Source organism: Bordetella tumbae, from assembly GCF_965139195.1.
Lineage (GTDB): Bacteria > Pseudomonadota > Gammaproteobacteria > Burkholderiales > Burkholderiaceae_B > Bordetella_A > Bordetella_A tumbae.
In genome coordinates, this window is record NZ_CBCSJH010000008.1 from 124,552 (window position 1) to 142,920 (window position 18,369).

Here is an 18,369-nt window from a genome sequence, read left to right on the forward strand (position 1 = left end):
TAGCAGGCATGCGTGCAAAAATTTACGCAGAATTTATACGCCTGCGCGTTTCCGTAATAGAGAGTTTACGCATCTGCGCTGAATACTTAGGCATGGCTGTTTCGCCATTTATTTGCGAAATCAAAACATGTCTGAGTATCTCTTATTCCTGGCGCTGCTTATCGCGCTTGGCTGGCCTTTGGGCCGCTATCTCGCTGCCGTCATGCGTGGCGCGCCCATGCGCAGCGACATCCTGTTCAACTGGATCGAACGACCTCTTTATGCCTTGCTCGGCACGCGCTCCGATCAGGGCATGAGCTGGCGCAGCTACGCCGCTGCGTTTCTAGTAAGCAACCTGTTTCTGGCCTTGGTCGTATGGGTTATTTTCATGACCCAGGCGTGGCTGCCGTTCAACCCTGATCATGTCCCAAACATGAGCTGGGATCTGGCGCTGCATACGATGGTGTCGTTTCTCACCAATACCAACCAGCAGCATTATTCCGGGCAGGCCCAGCTTTCCTATTTCTCGCAGATGACGGGCATTGTCGGCCTGCAGGTGGCCACGCCCATCATGGGTTTGGCATTGGCCGCCGCGACACTGCGAGGACTGTTCGGCGGCCGTCAGGCCAAAGCCCCGTCTGACGATACCGCAGACACCACGGCGGCCACGATAGATGTCGGCAACTATTGGGCCGACGTGATTCGTGCCGCCTTGCGATTCGTGCTGCCGCTATGCCTGGTCTGGTCGACGCTGCTGACCTGGCAAGGCGTGCCTGCAACGCTGAACGGTGCAGCTATTGCCGCTCCGATGGACATGCCCGCAGCCATGACAGAACAAAAAATCCCAGTAGGGCCCGTCGCACCCATGGTGGCGATCAAACAACTGGGCAGCAACGGCGGAGGCTGGTACGGCCCCAACAGCGCGACGCCGCTGGAAAACCCTACGCCGTTGTCGAACTTTCTGGAAATGTTGGGCATCACCTTGATTCCTGTTGCCGTCATTTTCATGATTTCGCCTTTCACCGGCCGCCGCAGATTCGGCGCAATGGTTTTTGGCACGATGCTGACCCTGTCCGTGATTTCCAGTGGCCTGGCGTTATGGTCCGAGAGCGGATCCGACACCACGGCCGACATCGCGTTGATGGAGGGCAAAGAAGTCCGCTTGGGCGCCGATGCCTCGGCGCTATGGGCTGCTGCGACGACGCAGGTCAACAACGGGTCTGTCAATATGATGATGGACTCCGCCGCGCCGTTGACGGGCATGGTTGCCATGGTGAACATGCTGATCAATGCCATCTGGGGCGGCATAGGTTGCGGCCTGCAGCAATTCATCGTGTATCTGCTGCTGAGCGTCTTTCTCGCAGGCTTGATGACGGGCCGCACGCCAGAGTTGTTCGGGCGCAAGATCGAAGGTCCCGAAGTCAAGCTCCTGGGCATCCTGGTGCTATGGCAGCCGCTGGTCATCCTGGCCTTTACCGCCGTGACGCTTTCCATACCTGCGTTGACCGGCAACTCCAACCCAGGATTCCATGGCATCAGTCAGGTGTTCTATGAATACGTATCTGCTTTCGCCAACAACGGCTCCGGATTCGAAGGGCTCGGAGACGCCACCCCCTGGTGGAACGTCACCTGCGCCGTCGTGCTGGCTGCCGGGCGATACCCTGCCCTGATTATTCCCCTGGCCATTGCCGCCATGCTCGCCCGCAAACGGCGGGCCGCCGAAGGCCCCGGCACCCTGCAAATAGAAACGCCGACCTTCGCGCTCACCTTGATTGGCATTGTCATCATTCTCACGCTGCTGCAGTTCATGCCCGTGCTGGTGCTGGGACCCGTTGCGGATCACTTGTCGTTGATGCCGCTGCTCGCCCGTTAAAAGGAATTCAACATGAACACCATGCATACTGCGCAAATAGAGCACCACACTGAGGGCGCCACCGTGGAGCATCCGCTGAAAGCCGCGCTCATCGATTCGTTTATCAAACTGGCTCCGCATCATGTCTTGAAAAATCCCGTCATGGCAGTTGTCTGGGCAGGCACCCTGCTGACAGCGATAGCGGCGCTATCAGGCTGGACCGCTGCCGGATTTGGATGGGCCGTCACGGCGGTGCTATTCATCACCGTGCTATTCGCCAATTTCGCCGAGGCGGTAGCCGAGGCACGTGGCCGCGGTCAAGCCGCCGCACTACGCCGCGCCCGCAAAGACCTGGTGGCACATCGTCTGGACCAGTCGGGCAACACCAGCATCATTCCCGCGGCAGATTTACGCCCTGATGACCGTGTCGTCGTGCAAGAAGGTCAGTTGATCCCCGCCGATGGCGAGATCATCGAAGGGCTGGCATCCATCAATGAATCCGCCATCACGGGTGAATCCGCACCGGTCCTGCGCGAAGCAGGAACAGACCGCTCAGGCGTGATCGGCGGCACCAAGGTGCTATCGGACCGCATCATCGTCCGCATTACGGCCGAACCCGGCAACAGTTTTCTGGATCGCATGATCGCCTTGGTCGAAGGCTCCAGCCGGCAAAAAACACCCAATGAGATTGCACTGGGCCTGCTGTTGGCGGTCATGACCCTGACGTTTCTGATCGTGGTCATCACGCTGCCTTTTATTGGCAACTTCGTAGGCATCAAAACGGACGTCGTCCTGCTGGTGGCGTTGCTGGTGTGCCTGATTCCAACCACGATAGGCGGCCTGCTTCCCGCCATTGGCATCGCAGGTATGAATCGCGCACTCAAAGCCAATGTGCTGGCCAAGTCCGGCAAAGCCGTGGAAATCGCAGGAGACGTCGATGTCCTGCTCTTGGACAAGACCGGCACCATCACGCTCGGTGACCGGCAGGCGACCGCCTTTCATGCGCTGGAGGGCATTGATGAGCCGCAGTTGCGCCAGGCAGCGTGGCTGGCCTCGCTCGCCGATCCTACGCCAGAAGGCAAATCGATCGTCAAACTGGCCGTCAGTAAAGGTGGCCTCGGCGATGCCCCCAAAGACGCGCAGTTCATACCTTTTTCCGCTCAAACCAGAATGTCTGGTGTCGACCTGCCAGATGGGCGCATCATCCGCAAAGGCGCTATTGATGCCATCGCCGAGTATGTGCAAACGCATGGAGGCAACGTCCCGGCAGCCTTGCAGACGCGCGTCGCCGATGTCGCGCGCAAAGGCGCGACGCCGCTGGTGGTATGCGACGACAACACCATACTCGGGGTCATCGAGTTATCCGATGTGATCAAGCACGGCATCAAGGAACGCTTTGCCCGCCTGCGGGCGATGGGTATCAAGACCATCATGATTACGGGAGACAACCCGCTGACCGCAGCGAGCATCGCGGCCGAAGCCGGCGTCGACGACTACATTGCACAGGCCAAACCGGAGGACAAGCTGGCCCGTATCCGCGCCGAACAAATGGATGGCAGGCTAGTGGCGATGGTCGGTGACGGCACCAACGATGCACCCGCTCTGGCCCAGGCCGACGTCGGACTGGCGATGAACTCTGGAACTCAAGCAGCCAAGGAGGCAGGCAACATGGTGGACCTGGATTCCGATCCAGCCAAGCTGCTTGCCGTGGTCGAGATAGGCAAACAGCAGCTCATCACACGCGGCGCATTGACGACGTTTTCCTTGGCGAATGACGTCTCCAAATACTTTGCCATCCTGCCCGCGCTATTCGCAGCATCGATCCCGCAAATGGCGGCATTGAACATCATGCAACTGTCGAGTCCGATGAGCGCGGTGCTGTCGGCGTTGATTTTCAACGCCATCATCATCCCGCTGCTGATCCCGTTGGCCTTGCGTGGCGTGCGTTTCAAGCCCGCCAGCGCAACGGCGCTCTTGCGCAACAACATGCTGGTGTACGGCGTGGGTGGCGTGCTGCTCCCGTTCGTCGGGATAAAACTCATCGACTTGATGTTATCAACGCTATTCAGTATCTAAGACAATTGCCATGACAGCTATTACAACCACTACTACGCACGGCACATTCACCGCTCAGTCCCGCACAAGTATCGTGCGCGGCGCCATTGCCCTGACACTCATCACGCTAGCGGGATTCGGATTTCTCTACTCGCTGGCTGGCGTAGGCATTGGACAAGCCCTGTTCCCCCACACTGCCAATGGCAGCCTGATCGCACGTGACGGCACAGTGATCGGGTCCGCACTGGTGGCACAACCGTTTGTCAGCGACAAGTATTTTCATCCTCGCCCGTCAGCCAGCAATTACGACCCGACGGCGCTGGCGGGCAGCAATCAGGCCCGCACCAACCCAGAACTGCGCAAGCGTCTGGAAGACACTCGCGCCGCTATCGCACAACGCGAAGGCGCAGCTCCGCTCTCGGTGCCGGGCGACCTGTTCACGCAATCCGGTGCAGGCATTGATCCGCATATCACTGCCGCGAGCGCCGCTATTCAGGTGGATCGCATTGCCCGCGCCCGCGGGATGCCGCGTGACGAGATTGCCAATCTGCTGGCGCAGCACACCGAGGCAAAGCAATGGGGCGTGTTCGGGCAGGCGCGGGTCAATGTCCTGCAACTGAATCTGGCACTGGATTCAGTCGGGACAAAAACGCCGCGTTAACGAAATAGCGCGGTAGCCATGCACCACGCTGGCGCCGCTCCAACGTTGCCTGCGTTTCTGACCTGAATGAGGCAAAGGCGACACGCCAGCATCCATACCGAGGCAAGTCCCGGTTCGCGTCGACGATTCTGCCGTGCTGCCATAACCGCCCACTAAATGCGAGAATAGGCCCACGACGAGACTGTGAGTGCCCCGTGATCCATGAGTGCCAAACAGACTGAACAAGCCAACGCCCTGCTGGGCGAACTCAACCGCCAGGCAGCTGGCCGGTTGACCGTGTTCTTGGGCGCGGCGCCGGGGGTCGGTAAAACCTACGCCATGCTGGTGCGTGCACACGAACTGCACCGCCAGGGCGCGGACATCGTGATCGGGATTATCGAAACGCATGGCCGCAGCGAAACCCAGGCCCTCGTTGCGGGACTGCCGATACAGCCGCGAAAATTGCTGGACTACCAAGGACGGCAACTAGAGGAAATGGATCTGGACGGGCTCCTGGCCCGCAAGCCCGCCATTGCCCTCGTTGATGAATTGGCCCATCGCAACGTCCCCGGCAGCCGTCACGAACGGCGCTGGCAAGACGTCGTGGAGCTGCTCGACGCCGGCATCGACGTGTACACCACCGTCAATATCCAGCACCTGGAAAGCTTGAACGATGTGGTGCATCAGATCACCGGCATTCGAGTCAGCGAAACCGTTCCCGATGCGGTTTTCGAGCATTTGCGCGACATTCGTCTGGTCGACCTGCCTGCGCGCGAACTGATCGAACGCCTGAATCAAGGCAAGGTGTATTTACCCGAGCAAGCCGCTCGTGCCTTGCAGGCCTTCTTTTCCCCGTCCAACCTCACGGCGCTGCGCGAGCTGGCGATGCAGACCGTGGCTGCGCACGTTGATGCCGACCTGCGTGAAACCCGTGCGGCCCGCGGCCTGGGGGCACTGGCCATCCAGCATCATGTGCTGATTGCCATCGATGGTAAAGGGCAATCGGAATATCTGGTGCGGGCCGGCGCACGCATTGCCGAGCGCCGCGGCGCGCCATGGTCGGTCGTCACGGTAGAGACGGGCACGGCAGCCGACGCGACATTGCCCGCCAAACGCCGCGATGAATCACTGGAAACGACATCGAGAACGGCCGCTCGTGCAGAACAACAACGTCTGCTGGAAATAGACAAAGCCTTTGCGCTGGCACGTACGCTGGGAGGAGAAGCCGAGATCCTCCACAACAGCGACATCATCCAAGCCCTGCTGGACGCGGCTGCCGCACGAGGCGCCAGATCGATCGTGATCGGCCGTACCCGCGAACGTCCTATTGCACGGATTTTCAATCGAACACTGACACAACAGCTTCTGCAGCGCGGCGTCCGATACGAACTGACCATCATCAGTACGCCACACGCAAAACAAAAGTCGTTCTGGGCATCCCGCATCAACGGCAAAGGCCTGCTGTGGCGGGAGTCCCTGCTTGCTGTACTGACCAGCGTAGGTGCAGTAGGCGTCGCGACACTGGCAGAGCGTTTCCTGGGTTTGCAGGATTTGTCATTAGTGTTTCTCGTGGCCGTGATCTGGGTTGCCGCACGCACGCGCATGGTGCCCGCCGTCATCACCGCCCTGCTCTGCTTTCTGGCTTATGATTTTTTCTTTATCGAACCTCGATTCACGCTGTTGATCGGCGCACATCGCGGTGTGGCGACCGTCATGCTGTTCCTCGCCGCGGCACTCATAGCGGGTCGCCTCGCATCCCGATTGAGGGCCCAGGTTATCGCACTGCGCGCCGCCAACATCCATGCCACAGCCATGCAAATGCTGGGACGCCGGCTCACCAAAGCAGCCGATCTCGGAGAAGTGATCACCGCAGGCACGGCAGCACTGCAATCGACATTACGAGCCGACATATGGATGCAAATCAACGGAGAGACGGGCCCTGCCTCTCCCGCCAGTCAACTGACGGAAAAGGATAGGATCGCCGCCGACTGGGCTCGGCAACATGGGCAACCTAGCGGCCGCTACACCGACACGCTGAGCCACTGCCCATGGTGGTTTCTGCCGATACGCTCTGACCAGGAAACTTTCGGCGTGGTGGGCCTGAGATTTCCCTCGAATGAAAAACGCCTTTCTTTCGAACAACGGCGACTCGTCGAAAGCATGGTGGAAGACATCGGCCAGGCAGCTCTGCGTACGAATCTGGTATCCGCACTGGAATCCGCGCGCGTCACCGGAGAAACCGAGCGGTTACGATCAGCATTGTTATCGTCGGTATCACACGATCTGAGATCACCGCTGTCGTCCATGATTGGCGCCGCAGACAGCCTGATGCGCTATGGCAGCAATATGGATCAGAACGATCAAAAGGCCTTGCTCGAGACCATACAGGTGGAAGGCGAACGCCTGGACCGCTATATCCAGAACCTGCTCGACATGACCCGATTGGGACACCAGGGCCTGAGTCTGAAAAGAGACTGGATCGGCATTGACGAGCTGGTGGGCTCAGCCTGTCAGCGTTTACAACGATATAGCCCGGCAGTACGCATCGAGCACGACATCCCGTCCGATTTGCCTCCTATCCACGTACACCCGGCACTCATTGAACAAGCCCTATTTAATGTCATGGAGAACGCGGCCAAATTCTCCCCTCCCGGAGAACCGATACGGGTTCACGTCCAACGCCTGGATAATGATCACGCGCAGATCGACATCTCTGATCGGGGTCCCGGCATTCCGGAAGCAGAGCGAAAATCCATTTTCGACATGTTTTATAGCGTCGAACGCGGGGATCGAGGCAAACAGGGCACGGGCTTGGGGTTGACGATCGTTCAGGGTATCGTAGGCGCACACATGGGCAGCGTTCAGGCTCTGCCGGGTCCGCAACATCGCGGCACAACGATCCGATTGATCTTGCCTTGGGGTGAGCCCCCTGGCCAGGAAGCCAAAGAAAATGCAACAACCTAATGAAGGGAACACAGGAGCCTCCCCCGCCCGCATTCTCGTCATCGACGATGAGCCGCAAATTCGCAAGTTTGTCGATATCAGTCTGCGGGCCCAGGGCTACCAGACATTATTGGCAGAGGCCGGCCATGAAGGATTGACATTACTGGCCAGCAAAGGTGCAGACCTCATTGTCCTAGACCTGGGCCTGCCCGACATGGACGGCAGCGAAGTGCTCAGAGAACTGCGCCAATGGTCCAAAGTCCCCGTCATCGTGCTGACAGTACGATCCAGCGAAGACCAGAAAGTATCCCTGCTGGATGCAGGCGCCAACGACTACGTCACCAAGCCCTTTGGCATCGAAGAACTGATGGCTCGCATTCGCGCGTTTCTGCGCATGGCGGGAACAAACACGGATGACAGCACGGCATACGACGATGGCCATCTGCGCATCGATTGGGCCCGACGGGAAGTCCATCTCAACGAGCAAAGTGTCACCCTCACACGCAAGGAATTTTCACTCCTGTCCCTGCTCGCCCAGCAGCCCGGGCGGCTAATCACCCAGACCCAAATCCTGCGAGAAATATGGGGCCCGACGCACACCGACGACACCCACTACCTGCGCATCCTCGTCGGCAAACTCCGGCACAAACTTGGCGACAACGCCCTGGCCCCCCGCTACATCATCACCGAGCCCGGCGTAGGCCTGAGATTCATCGATCAGCAAAAATCATAATCATGGCGGCAAACCAGCGCCCCTGCTTCGCCCTCACCATGCCCTGCTTTTTTCTCGCCGCATGCCACGATTGCGAGTCCTGGTTGCGCGCTGGACGGGTCGCGCCGGCCTTTTGAGGAACGGGCAGTCCGCGCAGCGGACCTCGGCGCCTGGTCTTGCGCCGAGCCGTTNCGATTAGGCCGGNNNNGCCCGTCCAGCGCGCAACCAGGACGCCTAAACAGAGACAATCCCCACCAGCCAAACGCCCCAAACCCATAAAAAAAGCCCCCACGCTGCGCCTTCGGCTTGCTGCCCCCCAAGGGGGCATTTTTGTTTTGGGACGGCCCGGCAACAAAAAAAGCCAAGCATCCAAAGACGCATGGCTTTCCCTCATCACCAGCAAACCGCCCCAAAAAGAGGCGGCGCCACATGACGAATTAACGCTTGTCCATCGACGGCACGTCGCGCGTGACCGAACCGGTGAACAGCTGACGCGGACGGCCGATCTTGTAATCGGGATCCGACAACATTTCGTTCCACTGAGCGATCCAGCCCACCGTACGTGCCAACGCAAAGATGGCCGTGAACAGCGAAGTCGGAATGCCGATGGCGCGTTGCACGATACCCGAGTAGAAGTCCACGTTCGGGTAGAGCTTGCGCTGCACGAAGTAGTCGTCTTCCAGAGCGATACGTTCGAGTTCCATGGCCAGCTTGAACAGCGGATCATTTTCCAGACCCAACGACTGCAGCACCTCTTTGCAAGTTTCTTGCATCAGCTTGGCGCGCGGATCGTAGTTCTTGTAGACACGGTGGCCAAAGCCCATCAGGCGCACGCCCGAGTTCTTGTCCTTGACCTTTTCCATGAACTCGCCGACCTTGGCCACGCCACCGTTGGCTTGCAATTCCTCAAGCATTTGCAGGCAAGCTTCGTTGGCGCCGCCGTGAGCCGGGCCCCACAAGCAAGCCACGCCAGCAGAAATGGCAGCGAACGGGTTCGTGCCCGACGAACCGCACAGACGCACGGTCGAGGTCGAAGCATTTTGCTCGTGGTCAGCGTGCAGGATAAAGATACGATCCAGGGCGCGTTCGACAACGTCGTTGACCTTGTACTCTTCGCACGGGGTGGCGAACATCATGCGCAGGAAATTGCCGGTGTACGACAGATTGTTCTGCGGATAGATGAACGGTTGGCCAACCGAGTATTTGTACGCCATCGCGACCAGCGTCGGCATCTTGGCGATCAAGCGGATAGCCGAAATGTGACGGTGCTGGGGATTCGTGATGTCGGTCGAGTCGTGGTAGAACGCCGACAACGCGCCCACCAGGCCGGTCAACACAGCCATCGGGTGTGCATCGCGACGGAAACCGCGCAGGAAGAAATGCAGCTGTTCGTTTACCAGCGTGTGGTTCGTGACCTGCGAATCAAAATCGGTTTTTTGGCCCTGGTTGGGCAGCTCGCCGTTCAAGATCAGATAGCAAATGTCGAGGAAATCGCAATTCACCGCCAACTGTTCGATGGGATAACCGCGATACAGCAATTCGCCCTTGTCACCGTCGATATAGGTGATACCGGACTCGCACGCCGCCGTCGACATAAAGCCGGGGTCGAACGTGAACATGCCCGTTTGGCCGTACAGCTTGCGGATGTCGATGACGTCCGGGCCAACCGTGCCCTTGTAGACAGGGAACTCGATCGGCGCGGCGCCGTCCGAGAACGATAGAGTGGCTTTTTTGTCAGACAGATTCATCGCTAATTTCCTCACAATTAATCAAAGCTCACGCATCTTCGCGACGATGGTGCGTAATCTCGGCGTGTCCAGGGCTCCTTCGAGCTCTTTGCGTGCCAGCAGCAGATCGAGCAGGTCGTTGTCGCCCATCTCGAACAGCTGCGTCAACGCACCGACGTCCTCGTCCGTGAGCTGCGTTTCGTACGCATCCAGATAACGGGTAATGATCAAGTCATTTTCGAGCAGCCCGCGGCGTGCCCGCCACCGCAGGCGTGCCCTTTCAAGTTCAGTCAGGGTGCTCATATCGATCTCTATACCGTGTTAACTAGACCGTGCGGCGAACCATCAGTTCCTTGATCTTGCCGATTGCCTTGGTCGGGTTCAGACCCTTGGGACAGACATCGACACAGTTCATGATGGTGTGGCAACGGAACAGGCGGTACGGATCCTCGAGGTTGTCCAGACGGGAACCCGTGGCTTCGTCGCGGCTATCGGCGATAAAGCGGTAGGCTTGCAGCAGGCCGGCGGGACCGACGAACTTGTCGGGGTTCCACCAGAACGACGGGCAGGACGTCGAGCAGCAAGCGCACAGAATGCACTCGTACAGGCCGTCGAGCTCTTCGCGCGCCTCGGGCGACTGCAGGCGCTCGCGCTCGGGCGGCGGCGTATCGTTGATCAGATACGGACGCACCGAGTGGTACTGATTGAAGAAGTGCGTCATGTCCACGATCAGGTCGCGGATCACGGGCAGGCCTGGCAGCGGCTTCAGAACGATGGGTTCCTTTAGCTCGAGCAGGTTGGTCGTGCAGGACAGGCCGTTCTTGCCATTGATGTTCATGGCGTCGGAACCGCACACGCCTTCGCGGCACGAGCGGCGCAGCGACAGGCTGTCGTCCACGTCGTTCTTGATGCGCACGAGTGCATCGAGCAGCATCTTGTCGGTGGGCTGGAGCTCGACTTCCAGCTTTTGCATGTACGGGCGCTCGTCCTTGTCCGGATCGTAGCGGTAAATCTCGAATTTGACGATTCTCTTGGTGCTCATCACAGCATCCTGCTTAGAAAGTACGCGCTTTGGGCGGGAAGGACTCGACGGTCATGGGCTTCATCTGGACGGGTTTGTAGTCCAGGCGGCTGCCTTCGGAGTACCAAAGGGTATGCTTCAGCCAGTTTTCGTCGTCGCGGGTCGGGTGGTCGTCCAGCGCATGTGCGCCACGGCTTTCGGTACGATTGGCCGCCGACTTGATGGTGGCGCGTGCCACCTCGGTCATGTTCGCGACCTCGAGGGCCTCGACGCGAGCCATGTTGAAGACCTTGGACTTGTCCTTGTAGTAGATGTGCTCGGCTTGCTTGGCGAGGTCTTCGATCTGACCCACACCCTCGTTGAGCAATTCCAGCGTACGGAACACGCCGCAGTGACGCTGCATCGACACGCGGATGGCGTTGGCGACGTCTTGCGTCTTTTCGCCGGAGGTACGGCTCTCGAGCTTGGCCAGACGGTCCATCGAGAAATCGACGGCTTCTTTGGGCACAGGCTGGTGCGCGTGCTGGCGCTCGGGATGCGAATTCACGATGTGATTACCCGTGGCGCGGCCGAACACGATCAGGTCGAGCAGCGAGTTGGTGCCCAGGCGGTTGGCGCCGTGCACCGACACGGCAGCGCATTCACCGATGGCGTACAGGCCGTTGATGACCTTGTTTTCACCATTGACGCGGCTCAGCACCTGGCCGTGGTAGTTGGCCGGAATACCGCCCATCTGATAGTGGATGGTCGGCACGACCGGGATCGGTTCTTTGATCGGATCGACGTTGCCGAACTTGATCGCGATTTCGCGGATCGAGGGCAGACGCTTGTTGATGACGTCGGCGCCGAGGTGATCGAGCTTGAGCACCACGTAGCTGCCGTCGGGACCGCAACCACGGCCTTCTTTGATTTCCTGGTCCATCGAGCGCGACACGAAGTCACGCGGGGCCAAGTCTTTCAGCGTGGGCGCGTAGCGCTCCATGAAGCGCTCGCCATCCTTGTTCAAGAGGATGCCGCCTTCGCCGCGTACGCCTTCGGTAATCAGCACGCCCGCGCCAGCCACGCCGGTCGGGTGGAATTGCCAGAATTCCATGTCTTGCAGCGGGATGCCGGCACGAGCCGCCATGCCCAGGCCGTCACCGGTGTTGATGAAGGCGTTGGTGGAAGCCGCCCAGATACGGCCAGCGCCACCGGTGGCCAGCACCGTGGTCTTGGCTTCGAGGATGTAGACCTCGCCCGTTTCCATTTCGAGCGCGGTCACACCGACGACATCGCCCGCCTCGTTACGCAGCAGGTCCAGCGCCATCCATTCGACGAAGAACTGCGTACGGGCCGCCACGTTGCGCTGATACAGCGTGTGCAACAAGGCGTGGCCGGTACGGTCGGCAGCGGCACAGGCGCGCTGCACGGGTTTTTCACCAAAATTCGCAGTGTGTCCACCGAATGGACGTTGGTAGATCGTACCGTCGGCATTCCGGTCAAACGGCATGCCGAAATGCTCGAGTTCGTAGACCGCGTTGGGGGCTTCGCGGCACATGAATTCGATGGCGTCCTGGTCACCCAGCCAGTCCGAACCTTTGACGGTGTCGTACATGTGCCAGTACCAGTTGTCTTCGCTCATGTTGCCCAGCGAGGCGCTCACGCCGCCTTGGGCTGCCACGGTGTGCGAACGGGTCGGGAATACTTTGGACAGAACAGCTACGGACAGGCCAGCCTGGGCCAGTTGCAGCGAACAACGCATGCCGGCTCCGCCGGCGCCGACGACCACCACATCAAATTGGCGGCGTGGCAGGGAATTCATGACAGAGACCACGGCTTAGATACTCCAGAGGATTTTCGCGAAATAGACGACCGAGGCAACCAGCCAGAGGATCGTCAGCACTTGCAACAGCAGGCGCACGCCCGTGGGCTTGACGTAGTCCATCCAGATGTCGCGCACGCCGATCCAGGCGTGCCAGGCCAACGCAAAGAAGAACAAGCTGGCCAGCATCTGACCAGCCGGAATCGGGCCTGCGTGGAAGGTAAACAGGGCCTTCCAGTTTTCGTAGGAGAACGACGGCATCACCAGGAAGCCGACGATCAATACCAGGGTGTACACGGCCATGATGACAGCCGTGATGCGTTGTGCGATGAAATCGATGACGCCGTAGTGGGCTCCCACAACCAGGCGCTTGGGGCCGTAGTTTTTGGTATCAGCCATTACAGAACTCCGAACAATTTGAGAGCGAAGACCAGCGTCAGCGCCAGGCTGACACCAAAAGCCACACCGGCGCTTTTCTGGGCCGAGACTTTATCCAGACCGATGTGCAGGTCCAGCATCAGGTAGCGGATACCGGCGCAGAAATGGTGCAGATACCCCCACACCAACACCAGGAACACCAGTTTCACCAACGGGTTACCCGCGTATTCGGCAATCTGAGCGTAGCTTTCGGGCGAGGCCACGCTGGCCGCGAAGAGCGGCAGAATGACCAAGGGAAGACAGACAAACAGCAGCGCGCCGCTAACGCGGTGCAAGATGGACAGTTTTCCTGCCAGGGGCAGGCGGTATTTGGCGATTTGTGCAATGCCAATATTGCGAAACTGCGGACGTGGCTTGGCAGCGGTGTCGGACATGACGGCCTCGGTGTTACGGTGCTAGGGATTCGTGACAACGAAATTTGGAGTTGCCCTTGCGGACAAACACGCTATTTTCGCCTAGAGAACGGTTGGTATCAAATGGTGGGAAAAAAGCTCATCAATTCAAACTATTGCGGTAATGGTAGTGATCAGTCAGATAGAGACCGCGGCGGATTTCCACCGGACGGTCTCCGTAGGTATATGACACGCGGTCGACTTGTAACAACGGCGCGCCGGGCTCGACGCCCAGCAAGCCCGCAATTTCAGCCGGCGCCGCGACGGCGCGTAATTTTTCATCGGCACGCACCATGCTGACCCCGAACTCGGTTTCAAACAGGCCGTAGAGCGGGGCCTTGTTTGCCGTCAGCAACTCCAGGCTCAGGCCACGGAATACCGAGCCTGGCAACCAGATGTCGTCGATGACGGTGGGACGGAGGTTCATGGACAATTGGCGGCGAATCATCACGACGGTCTCGCCGGCGCGTAACTCAAGCGCGCGGGCAACCTCGGCAGGCGCACGCAGGCGCCGGCATTCGAGGATACAGCTCTCGGCGCGACCGCCCTCGCCTTCCTCGTCGGCAGCGAGCCGCAGAAAGCGATAGCGCACGCGCGCCTCGTGATGTGTCGCGACAAAGGTGCCTTTGCCTTGGCGTCGTAATAGGAGATGTTCGGCAGCCAGCTCGTCAACGGCCTTGCGTACCGTGCCCTGGCTGACCTGAAAGCGCGAAGCCAGATCGATCTCGCTGGGGATCAACTCGCCGGGCTTCCATTCGCCGCGTTCGAGGCTCTGCACCAGTAATTCTTTGATCTGGCGATATAGCGGACTGAAAGCGGCCCCCTCGCTCGCCGGACGAGCGGTGCGATGTCGTAGCGGAGGTTCGGGCCTAGGGTCTGCCATAGTGGTTTTATCAGCGTTGTCTGTCGGCCTGTCGACCCCTGCGAAGGCAGGATCAAAGTGCCGGGCAAACGCAGTATTGTGGCATAACAGGCGCGGCACTGTCCAACGTCTTATGTCTTATATAAGATATAAGAGCAATTGACGCAAACGTAAATTCGATCTAGGATTTGCAGTTACCTGAGACATAGATGGCGACGCACGCAGCGGCGCCCAGCGATTACACTGATTGCGAGATTTTTTCTCGTCGAACTCATCACGGAGAACGTTCATGTCCAAGCCCGCCTTGCGTGTCGCCGTCACCGGCGCCGCCGGCCAAATCGGCTACGCCCTGCTATTTCGCATCGCCTCGGGCGAAATGCTGGGAAAAGACCAACCGGTCATTCTGCAACTGCTGGAAATCCCTGACGAAAAAGCGCAAAAGGCCCTGAAGGGCGTCATCATGGAATTGGATGACTGCGCCTTCCCGTTGCTGCAGGAAATCACCGCTCACAGCGACCCCCGCACCGCCTTCAAAGACGCTGACGTGGCCCTGCTGGTCGGCGCCCGCCCCCGCGGCCCCGGCATGGAGCGCAAAGACCTGCTGAGCGTCAACGCCCAGATCTTCACGGCACAGGGCAAGGCCCTGAACGATGTCGCCAGCCGCAACGTCAAGGTCCTGGTCGTGGGCAACCCGGCCAACACCAACGCCTACATCGCCATGAAGTCCGCGCCGGATCTGCCCGCAAAGAACTTCACCGCCATGCTGCGCCTGGACCACAACCGTGCCCTGTCGCAACTGGCCGCCAAGTCGGGCAAAGCCGTCGCCGATATCGAAAAACTGGTCGTGTGGGGCAACCACTCGCCCACCATGTACCCCGACTTCCGCTTTGCCACCGTTGGCGGCGAGAGCCTGACCAAGCTGATCAATGACGACGCTTGGAATCGTGACACCTTCATCCCCACCGTGGGCAAGCGTGGCGCCGCCATCATCGATGCGCGCGGCCTGTCGNCGGCAGCGTCGGCTGCCAACGCCGCCATCGATCACGTGCGTGACTGGGTGCTGGGCAGCAACGGCAAATGGGTCACCATGGGTGTTCCGTCCGATGGTTCCTATGGCATCCCCGAAGGCATCATCTACGGCGTGCCGGTCACGACCGAAAACGGCGAATACAAGCGTGTCGAAGGCCTGGAAATCGACGCCTTCTCGCGCGAGCGCATGGACTTCACGCTGAAAGAGTTGCTCGAAGAGCGCGACGGCGTGAAAGACTTGCTGAAGTAATCTCCGCAAGCTGCCAGGCCGCAGGCCTGGCGGGNGGGCGGCGCGGCGACACTGCCGCGCCGTAATAAATCTGTTGCTTCCCCGTCCACGCAGTGGTCACTCGTCCGAAAAAAATGACTTTCCTCACCGGAAGCCATCCGCGACTGTCGGACAAAAAGACCCGCTGGAACACCCGATCAGGCCTCGATGCAGCCTGGCACGAGGAAACAGATTTATTGCGCAGCCCATTGCTGCTCATTTGATCCGTATGCGGTATGCGCCGCCGGCCTTTCATTGGCATCAGACCACGGACGGCGTTTCTGCATCATCAATCAGGCCCTGGCGCCAGACTGAGCGCCCAGCCATTCACGGAGACTCGCTCATGACCCGTCCTACCTCTCCTGGCGCCCTCTTTCGCCAGGCGCTGGCAGAAGAAAGCCCGCTGCAAATCATCGGCGCCATCAACGCCAATCACGCATTACTGGCCAAGCGTGCCGGATACCGCGCCATTTATCTGTCTGGCGGCGGCGTCGCTGCCGGTTCGCTCGGCCTGCCCGACCTGGGCATCAACACGCTGGACGATGTGCTGACGGATGTACGGCGCATCACCGATGTGTGCGACGTGCCATTGCTGGTCGACATCGACACGGGCTTCGGTCCGTCCGCATTCAACATTGCCCGTACCGTCAAGAGCCTGATCAAATTCGGCGCTGCAGCCTGCCATATCGAAGACCAGGTCGGCGCCAAACGCTGCGGCCATCGTCCCGGCAAGGAAATCGTCAGCACCGAGGAAATGGCCGATCGCGTCAAAGCCGCTGCCGACGCTCGCACGGATTCGGATTTTTATCTGATCGCTCGCACCGATGCGATTGCCTCGCACGGCGTAGATGCAGCGATCGAACGCGCATTGGCATGTGTCGAAGCAGGCGCTGACGCGATCTTTGCCGAAGCCGCCTACGATCTGCCGACCTATGATCGATTCGTCAAAGCCGTCAACGTACCGGTGTTGGCCAACATCACCGAGTTCGGCAAGACACCGTTATTCACCGTGGAAGAGCTCGCCAGCGTCAATGTGGCTATGGTGCTGTACCCCTTGTCCGCCTTCCGCGCCATGAACAAGGCTGCTGAAAACGTGTACCAGGCGATCCGCCGCGACGGCCACCAAAAGAACGTGCTGGACACGATGCAGACGCGCGACGAGTTGTACGATCGCATCGGCTATCACGCATTCGAATCGCAATTGGACGCGCTATTCCAGCAAGGCAAAAACAAGTAATTCCCGTACTGGCCGGCCTGGATTTTCCACCGGCCAGTACTGCAAGTCCTACTTTCGCCCCATTTGACGCCAACAAAGGAAAGGAGTCAGAGACATGAGCACATCGAAGAAACAAGCCGCTACGGCCGAGACCACCAAAACGGGGGCTCCGACAGAAGAAAAGGCGGGCTTCAAACCTAAAAAATCCGTCGCGTTGTCGGGTGTCGTGGCCGGTAATACGGCGCTGTGTACTGTCGGCCGCACGGGTAACGATTTGCACTATCGCGGCTACGACATCCTGGATTTTGCCGGCGAGGCCGAGTTCGAAGAAATCGCGCATTTGCTGGTGCATGGCAAACTGCCGAACAAGGCTGAGCTAAAAGCCTACAAGGAAAAACTGCGTGCGCTGCGTGGCCTGCCGGTGCAACTGCAAAACGTGCTGGAAAGCCTGCCCGCCGCTAGCCATCCGATGGACGTAATGCGTACCGCCGTCTCAGTGCTGGGCTGCGTATTGCCTGAAAAGGACGATCACAACATCCCCGATGCGCGTGACATCGCCGATCGTTTGATGGCTAATCTGGGTTCCTCGTTGCTGTACTGGTATCACTACAGCCACAACGGCCGCGTCATCGATGTGCAAACGGATGATGACAGCATCGGCGGCCATTTCCTGCATCTGCTGCATGGCAAGAAGCCGTCCGACGAATGGGTCCGCGCCATGCATACGTCGCTGATCCTGTACGCCGAGCATGAGTTCAACGCCTCGACGTTCACCAGCCGCGTCATTGCCGGCACCGGCTCGGATATTTATTCGGCGATTACCGGCGGGATCGGCGCGCTGCGCGGCCCGAAACACGGTGGCGCCAACGAGGTGGCTTTCGAAATCCAGAAGCGCTATGACAGCCCGGAGGAGGCAGAGGCCGACATCCGCCGCCGCGTCGAAGCCAAGGAAGTCGTCATCGGTTTTGGTCACCCTGTCTATACGGTTTCGGATCCGCGCAACAAGGTCATCAAGGAAGTGGCACACAAGCTTTCCAAGAAGGCCGGCAGCACCAAGATGTTCGACATCGCCGAGCGTCTGGAAACGGTGATGTGGGAAGTCAAAAAGATGTTCCCGAACCTGGATTGGTTCTCGGCGGTCAGCTATCACATGATGGGCGTGCCTACGGCCATGTTCACGCCGCTGTTCGTGATTGCGCGTACGGCGGGGTGGTCGGCTCACATCATTGAGCAGCGGGTCGATAACAAGATCATTCGTCCTACGGCTAACTATATCGGGCCGGATGATCTGAAGTATGTGCCGTTGGAAAAGCGTAAATAACGGGTAGGTGTTGATCATGCGAGCGTTGGGGTAGTAGTTGCTCGCGGATCGATGAGTTCTTTAGANGCCGGGGGCCGTCGCCTATAAGCCCCACCGGCCCNTNNNACCGCGGC

Annotated in this window: 16 protein-coding genes and 1 pseudogene; 9 read left to right on the forward strand and 8 right to left on the reverse strand. The window is 59.4% G+C overall.

The features are described from left to right. Positions 1-127: 127 nt before the first annotated feature. From kdpA to ACNA0J_RS11910, 5 genes are all read left to right on the forward strand, one after another. Complete coding sequence (gene kdpA / locus ACNA0J_RS11890) at positions 128-1,852, forward strand: potassium-transporting ATPase subunit KdpA (protein ID WP_415819067.1); 1,725 nt, start codon at positions 128-130, stop codon at positions 1,850-1,852. A 21-nt stretch (positions 1,853-1,873) separates the two neighbouring features. After that, positions 1,874-3,907 carry a potassium-transporting ATPase subunit KdpB gene (gene kdpB, locus ACNA0J_RS11895; RefSeq protein WP_415819135.1) on the forward strand — a complete coding sequence of 678 codons (2,034 nt, stop codon included), beginning with the start codon at positions 1,874-1,876 and terminating at the stop codon, positions 3,905-3,907. A gap of 10 nt (positions 3,908-3,917) precedes the next feature. Continuing rightward, the gene (kdpC, locus tag ACNA0J_RS11900) at positions 3,918-4,547 is read left to right on the forward strand and encodes a potassium-transporting ATPase subunit KdpC (protein ID WP_415819068.1); all 630 of its coding nucleotides are present in this window, start codon (positions 3,918-3,920) and stop codon (positions 4,545-4,547) included. Positions 4,548-4,748: 201 nt separating this feature from the next. Continuing rightward, positions 4,749-7,490, forward strand: coding sequence for an ATP-binding protein (locus ACNA0J_RS11905; protein ID WP_415819069.1), 2,742 nt, complete (start codon positions 4,749-4,751; stop codon positions 7,488-7,490). Next, the gene (locus tag ACNA0J_RS11910; protein ID WP_415819070.1) at positions 7,477-8,202 is read left to right on the forward strand and encodes a response regulator; all 726 of its coding nucleotides are present in this window, start codon (positions 7,477-7,479) and stop codon (positions 8,200-8,202) included. Before ACNA0J_RS11905 ends, ACNA0J_RS11910 begins: the two co-directional genes overlap by 14 nt. Here the strand turns inward: ACNA0J_RS11910 and ACNA0J_RS11915 are convergent. The 8 genes from ACNA0J_RS11915 to ACNA0J_RS11950 all read right to left on the reverse strand — a co-directional run. Continuing rightward, a partial coding sequence (locus ACNA0J_RS11915) for a hypothetical protein (RefSeq protein ID WP_415819071.1) occupies positions 8,187-8,372 on the reverse strand: 186 nt, incomplete at its 5' end. The two genes, ACNA0J_RS11910 and ACNA0J_RS11915, sit on opposite strands and share 16 nt — an antisense overlap. 246 nt (positions 8,373-8,618) lie before the next feature. Continuing rightward, positions 8,619-9,929, reverse strand: a complete 1,311-nt coding sequence (locus ACNA0J_RS11920; protein ID WP_415819072.1) for a citrate synthase — start codon at positions 9,927-9,929, stop codon at positions 8,619-8,621. Between the two features lie 21 nt (positions 9,930-9,950). Next, entirely contained in the window at positions 9,951-10,211 is a 261-nt protein-coding gene (locus tag ACNA0J_RS11925) for a succinate dehydrogenase assembly factor 2 (RefSeq protein ID WP_094820309.1), read from the reverse strand. A 22-nt stretch (positions 10,212-10,233) separates the two neighbouring features. Further along, a complete protein-coding gene (locus ACNA0J_RS11930) occupies positions 10,234-10,950 on the reverse strand; it encodes a succinate dehydrogenase iron-sulfur subunit (RefSeq protein WP_415819073.1) in 717 nt (238 codons plus the stop codon). A 13-nt stretch (positions 10,951-10,963) separates the two neighbouring features. Next, positions 10,964-12,742 carry a succinate dehydrogenase flavoprotein subunit gene (gene sdhA, locus ACNA0J_RS11935; protein ID WP_415819074.1) on the reverse strand — a complete coding sequence of 593 codons (1,779 nt, stop codon included), beginning with the start codon at positions 12,740-12,742 and terminating at the stop codon, positions 10,964-10,966. 3 nt (positions 12,743-12,745) lie between these two features. After that, positions 12,746-13,129, reverse strand: coding sequence for a succinate dehydrogenase, hydrophobic membrane anchor protein (gene sdhD, locus ACNA0J_RS11940; protein ID WP_094820306.1), 384 nt, complete (start codon positions 13,127-13,129; stop codon positions 12,746-12,748). Next, positions 13,129-13,542, reverse strand: a complete 414-nt coding sequence (gene sdhC / locus ACNA0J_RS11945; RefSeq protein WP_415819075.1) for a succinate dehydrogenase, cytochrome b556 subunit — start codon at positions 13,540-13,542, stop codon at positions 13,129-13,131. The genes sdhD and sdhC overlap by 1 nt, the downstream gene beginning before the upstream one ends. Positions 13,543-13,663: 121 nt before the next feature. After that, positions 13,664-14,443, reverse strand: a complete 780-nt coding sequence (locus ACNA0J_RS11950) for a GntR family transcriptional regulator (RefSeq protein WP_415819076.1) — start codon at positions 14,441-14,443, stop codon at positions 13,664-13,666. Between the two features lie 268 nt (positions 14,444-14,711). On the opposite strand from ACNA0J_RS11950, the gene ACNA0J_RS11955 reads away from it, so the two are divergent. The 4 genes and pseudogenes from ACNA0J_RS11955 to prpC form a co-directional block, all read left to right on the forward strand. Continuing rightward, positions 14,712-15,431, forward strand: a 720-nt coding sequence (locus ACNA0J_RS11955; RefSeq protein ID WP_415819077.1) for a malate dehydrogenase, incomplete at its 3' end; no start/stop codon positions are given. A 1-nt stretch (position 15,432) separates the two neighbouring features. Further along, positions 15,433-15,701, forward strand: a pseudogene (locus tag ACNA0J_RS11960) (malate dehydrogenase); the annotation flags it as partial. A 361-nt stretch (positions 15,702-16,062) separates the two neighbouring features. Further along, positions 16,063-16,956 carry a methylisocitrate lyase gene (gene prpB / locus ACNA0J_RS11965; RefSeq protein ID WP_415806280.1) on the forward strand — a complete coding sequence of 298 codons (894 nt, stop codon included), beginning with the start codon at positions 16,063-16,065 and terminating at the stop codon, positions 16,954-16,956. 94 nt (positions 16,957-17,050) lie between these two features. Continuing rightward, complete coding sequence (prpC, locus tag ACNA0J_RS11970; RefSeq protein WP_415819078.1) at positions 17,051-18,256, forward strand: bifunctional 2-methylcitrate synthase/citrate synthase; 1,206 nt, start codon at positions 17,051-17,053, stop codon at positions 18,254-18,256. Positions 18,257-18,369 lie beyond the last annotated feature (113 nt).

What these genes read in the sequence shown, in the direction of transcription:
- kdpA (WP_415819067.1), top strand. Translation starts at nt 128, where the DNA reads ATGTCTGAGTATCTCTTATTCCTGGCGCTGCTTATCGCGCTTGGCTGG.
- kdpB (WP_415819135.1), top strand. Translation starts at nt 1,874, where the DNA reads ATGCATACTGCGCAAATAGAGCACCACACTGAGGGCGCCACCGTGGAG.
- kdpC (WP_415819068.1), top strand. Translation starts at nt 3,918, where the DNA reads ATGACAGCTATTACAACCACTACTACGCACGGCACATTCACCGCTCAG.
- ACNA0J_RS11905 (WP_415819069.1), top strand. Translation starts at nt 4,749, where the DNA reads ATGAGTGCCAAACAGACTGAACAAGCCAACGCCCTGCTGGGCGAACTC.
- ACNA0J_RS11910 (WP_415819070.1), top strand. Translation starts at nt 7,477, where the DNA reads ATGCAACAACCTAATGAAGGGAACACAGGAGCCTCCCCCGCCCGCATT.
- ACNA0J_RS11920 (WP_415819072.1), bottom strand. Translation starts at nt 9,929, where the DNA reads ATGAATCTGTCTGACAAAAAAGCCACTCTATCGTTCTCGGACGGCGCC.
- ACNA0J_RS11925 (WP_094820309.1), bottom strand. Translation starts at nt 10,211, where the DNA reads ATGAGCACCCTGACTGAACTTGAAAGGGCACGCCTGCGGTGGCGGGCA.
- ACNA0J_RS11930 (WP_415819073.1), bottom strand. Translation starts at nt 10,950, where the DNA reads ATGAGCACCAAGAGAATCGTCAAATTCGAGATTTACCGCTACGATCCG.
- sdhD (WP_094820306.1), bottom strand. Translation starts at nt 13,129, where the DNA reads ATGGCTGATACCAAAAACTACGGCCCCAAGCGCCTGGTTGTGGGAGCC.
- sdhC (WP_415819075.1), bottom strand. Translation starts at nt 13,542, where the DNA reads ATGTCCGACACCGCTGCCAAGCCACGTCCGCAGTTTCGCAATATTGGC.
- ACNA0J_RS11950 (WP_415819076.1), bottom strand. Translation starts at nt 14,443, where the DNA reads ATGGCAGACCCTAGGCCCGAACCTCCGCTACGACATCGCACCGCTCGT.
- prpB (WP_415806280.1), top strand. Translation starts at nt 16,063, where the DNA reads ATGACCCGTCCTACCTCTCCTGGCGCCCTCTTTCGCCAGGCGCTGGCA.
- prpC (WP_415819078.1), top strand. Translation starts at nt 17,051, where the DNA reads ATGAGCACATCGAAGAAACAAGCCGCTACGGCCGAGACCACCAAAACG.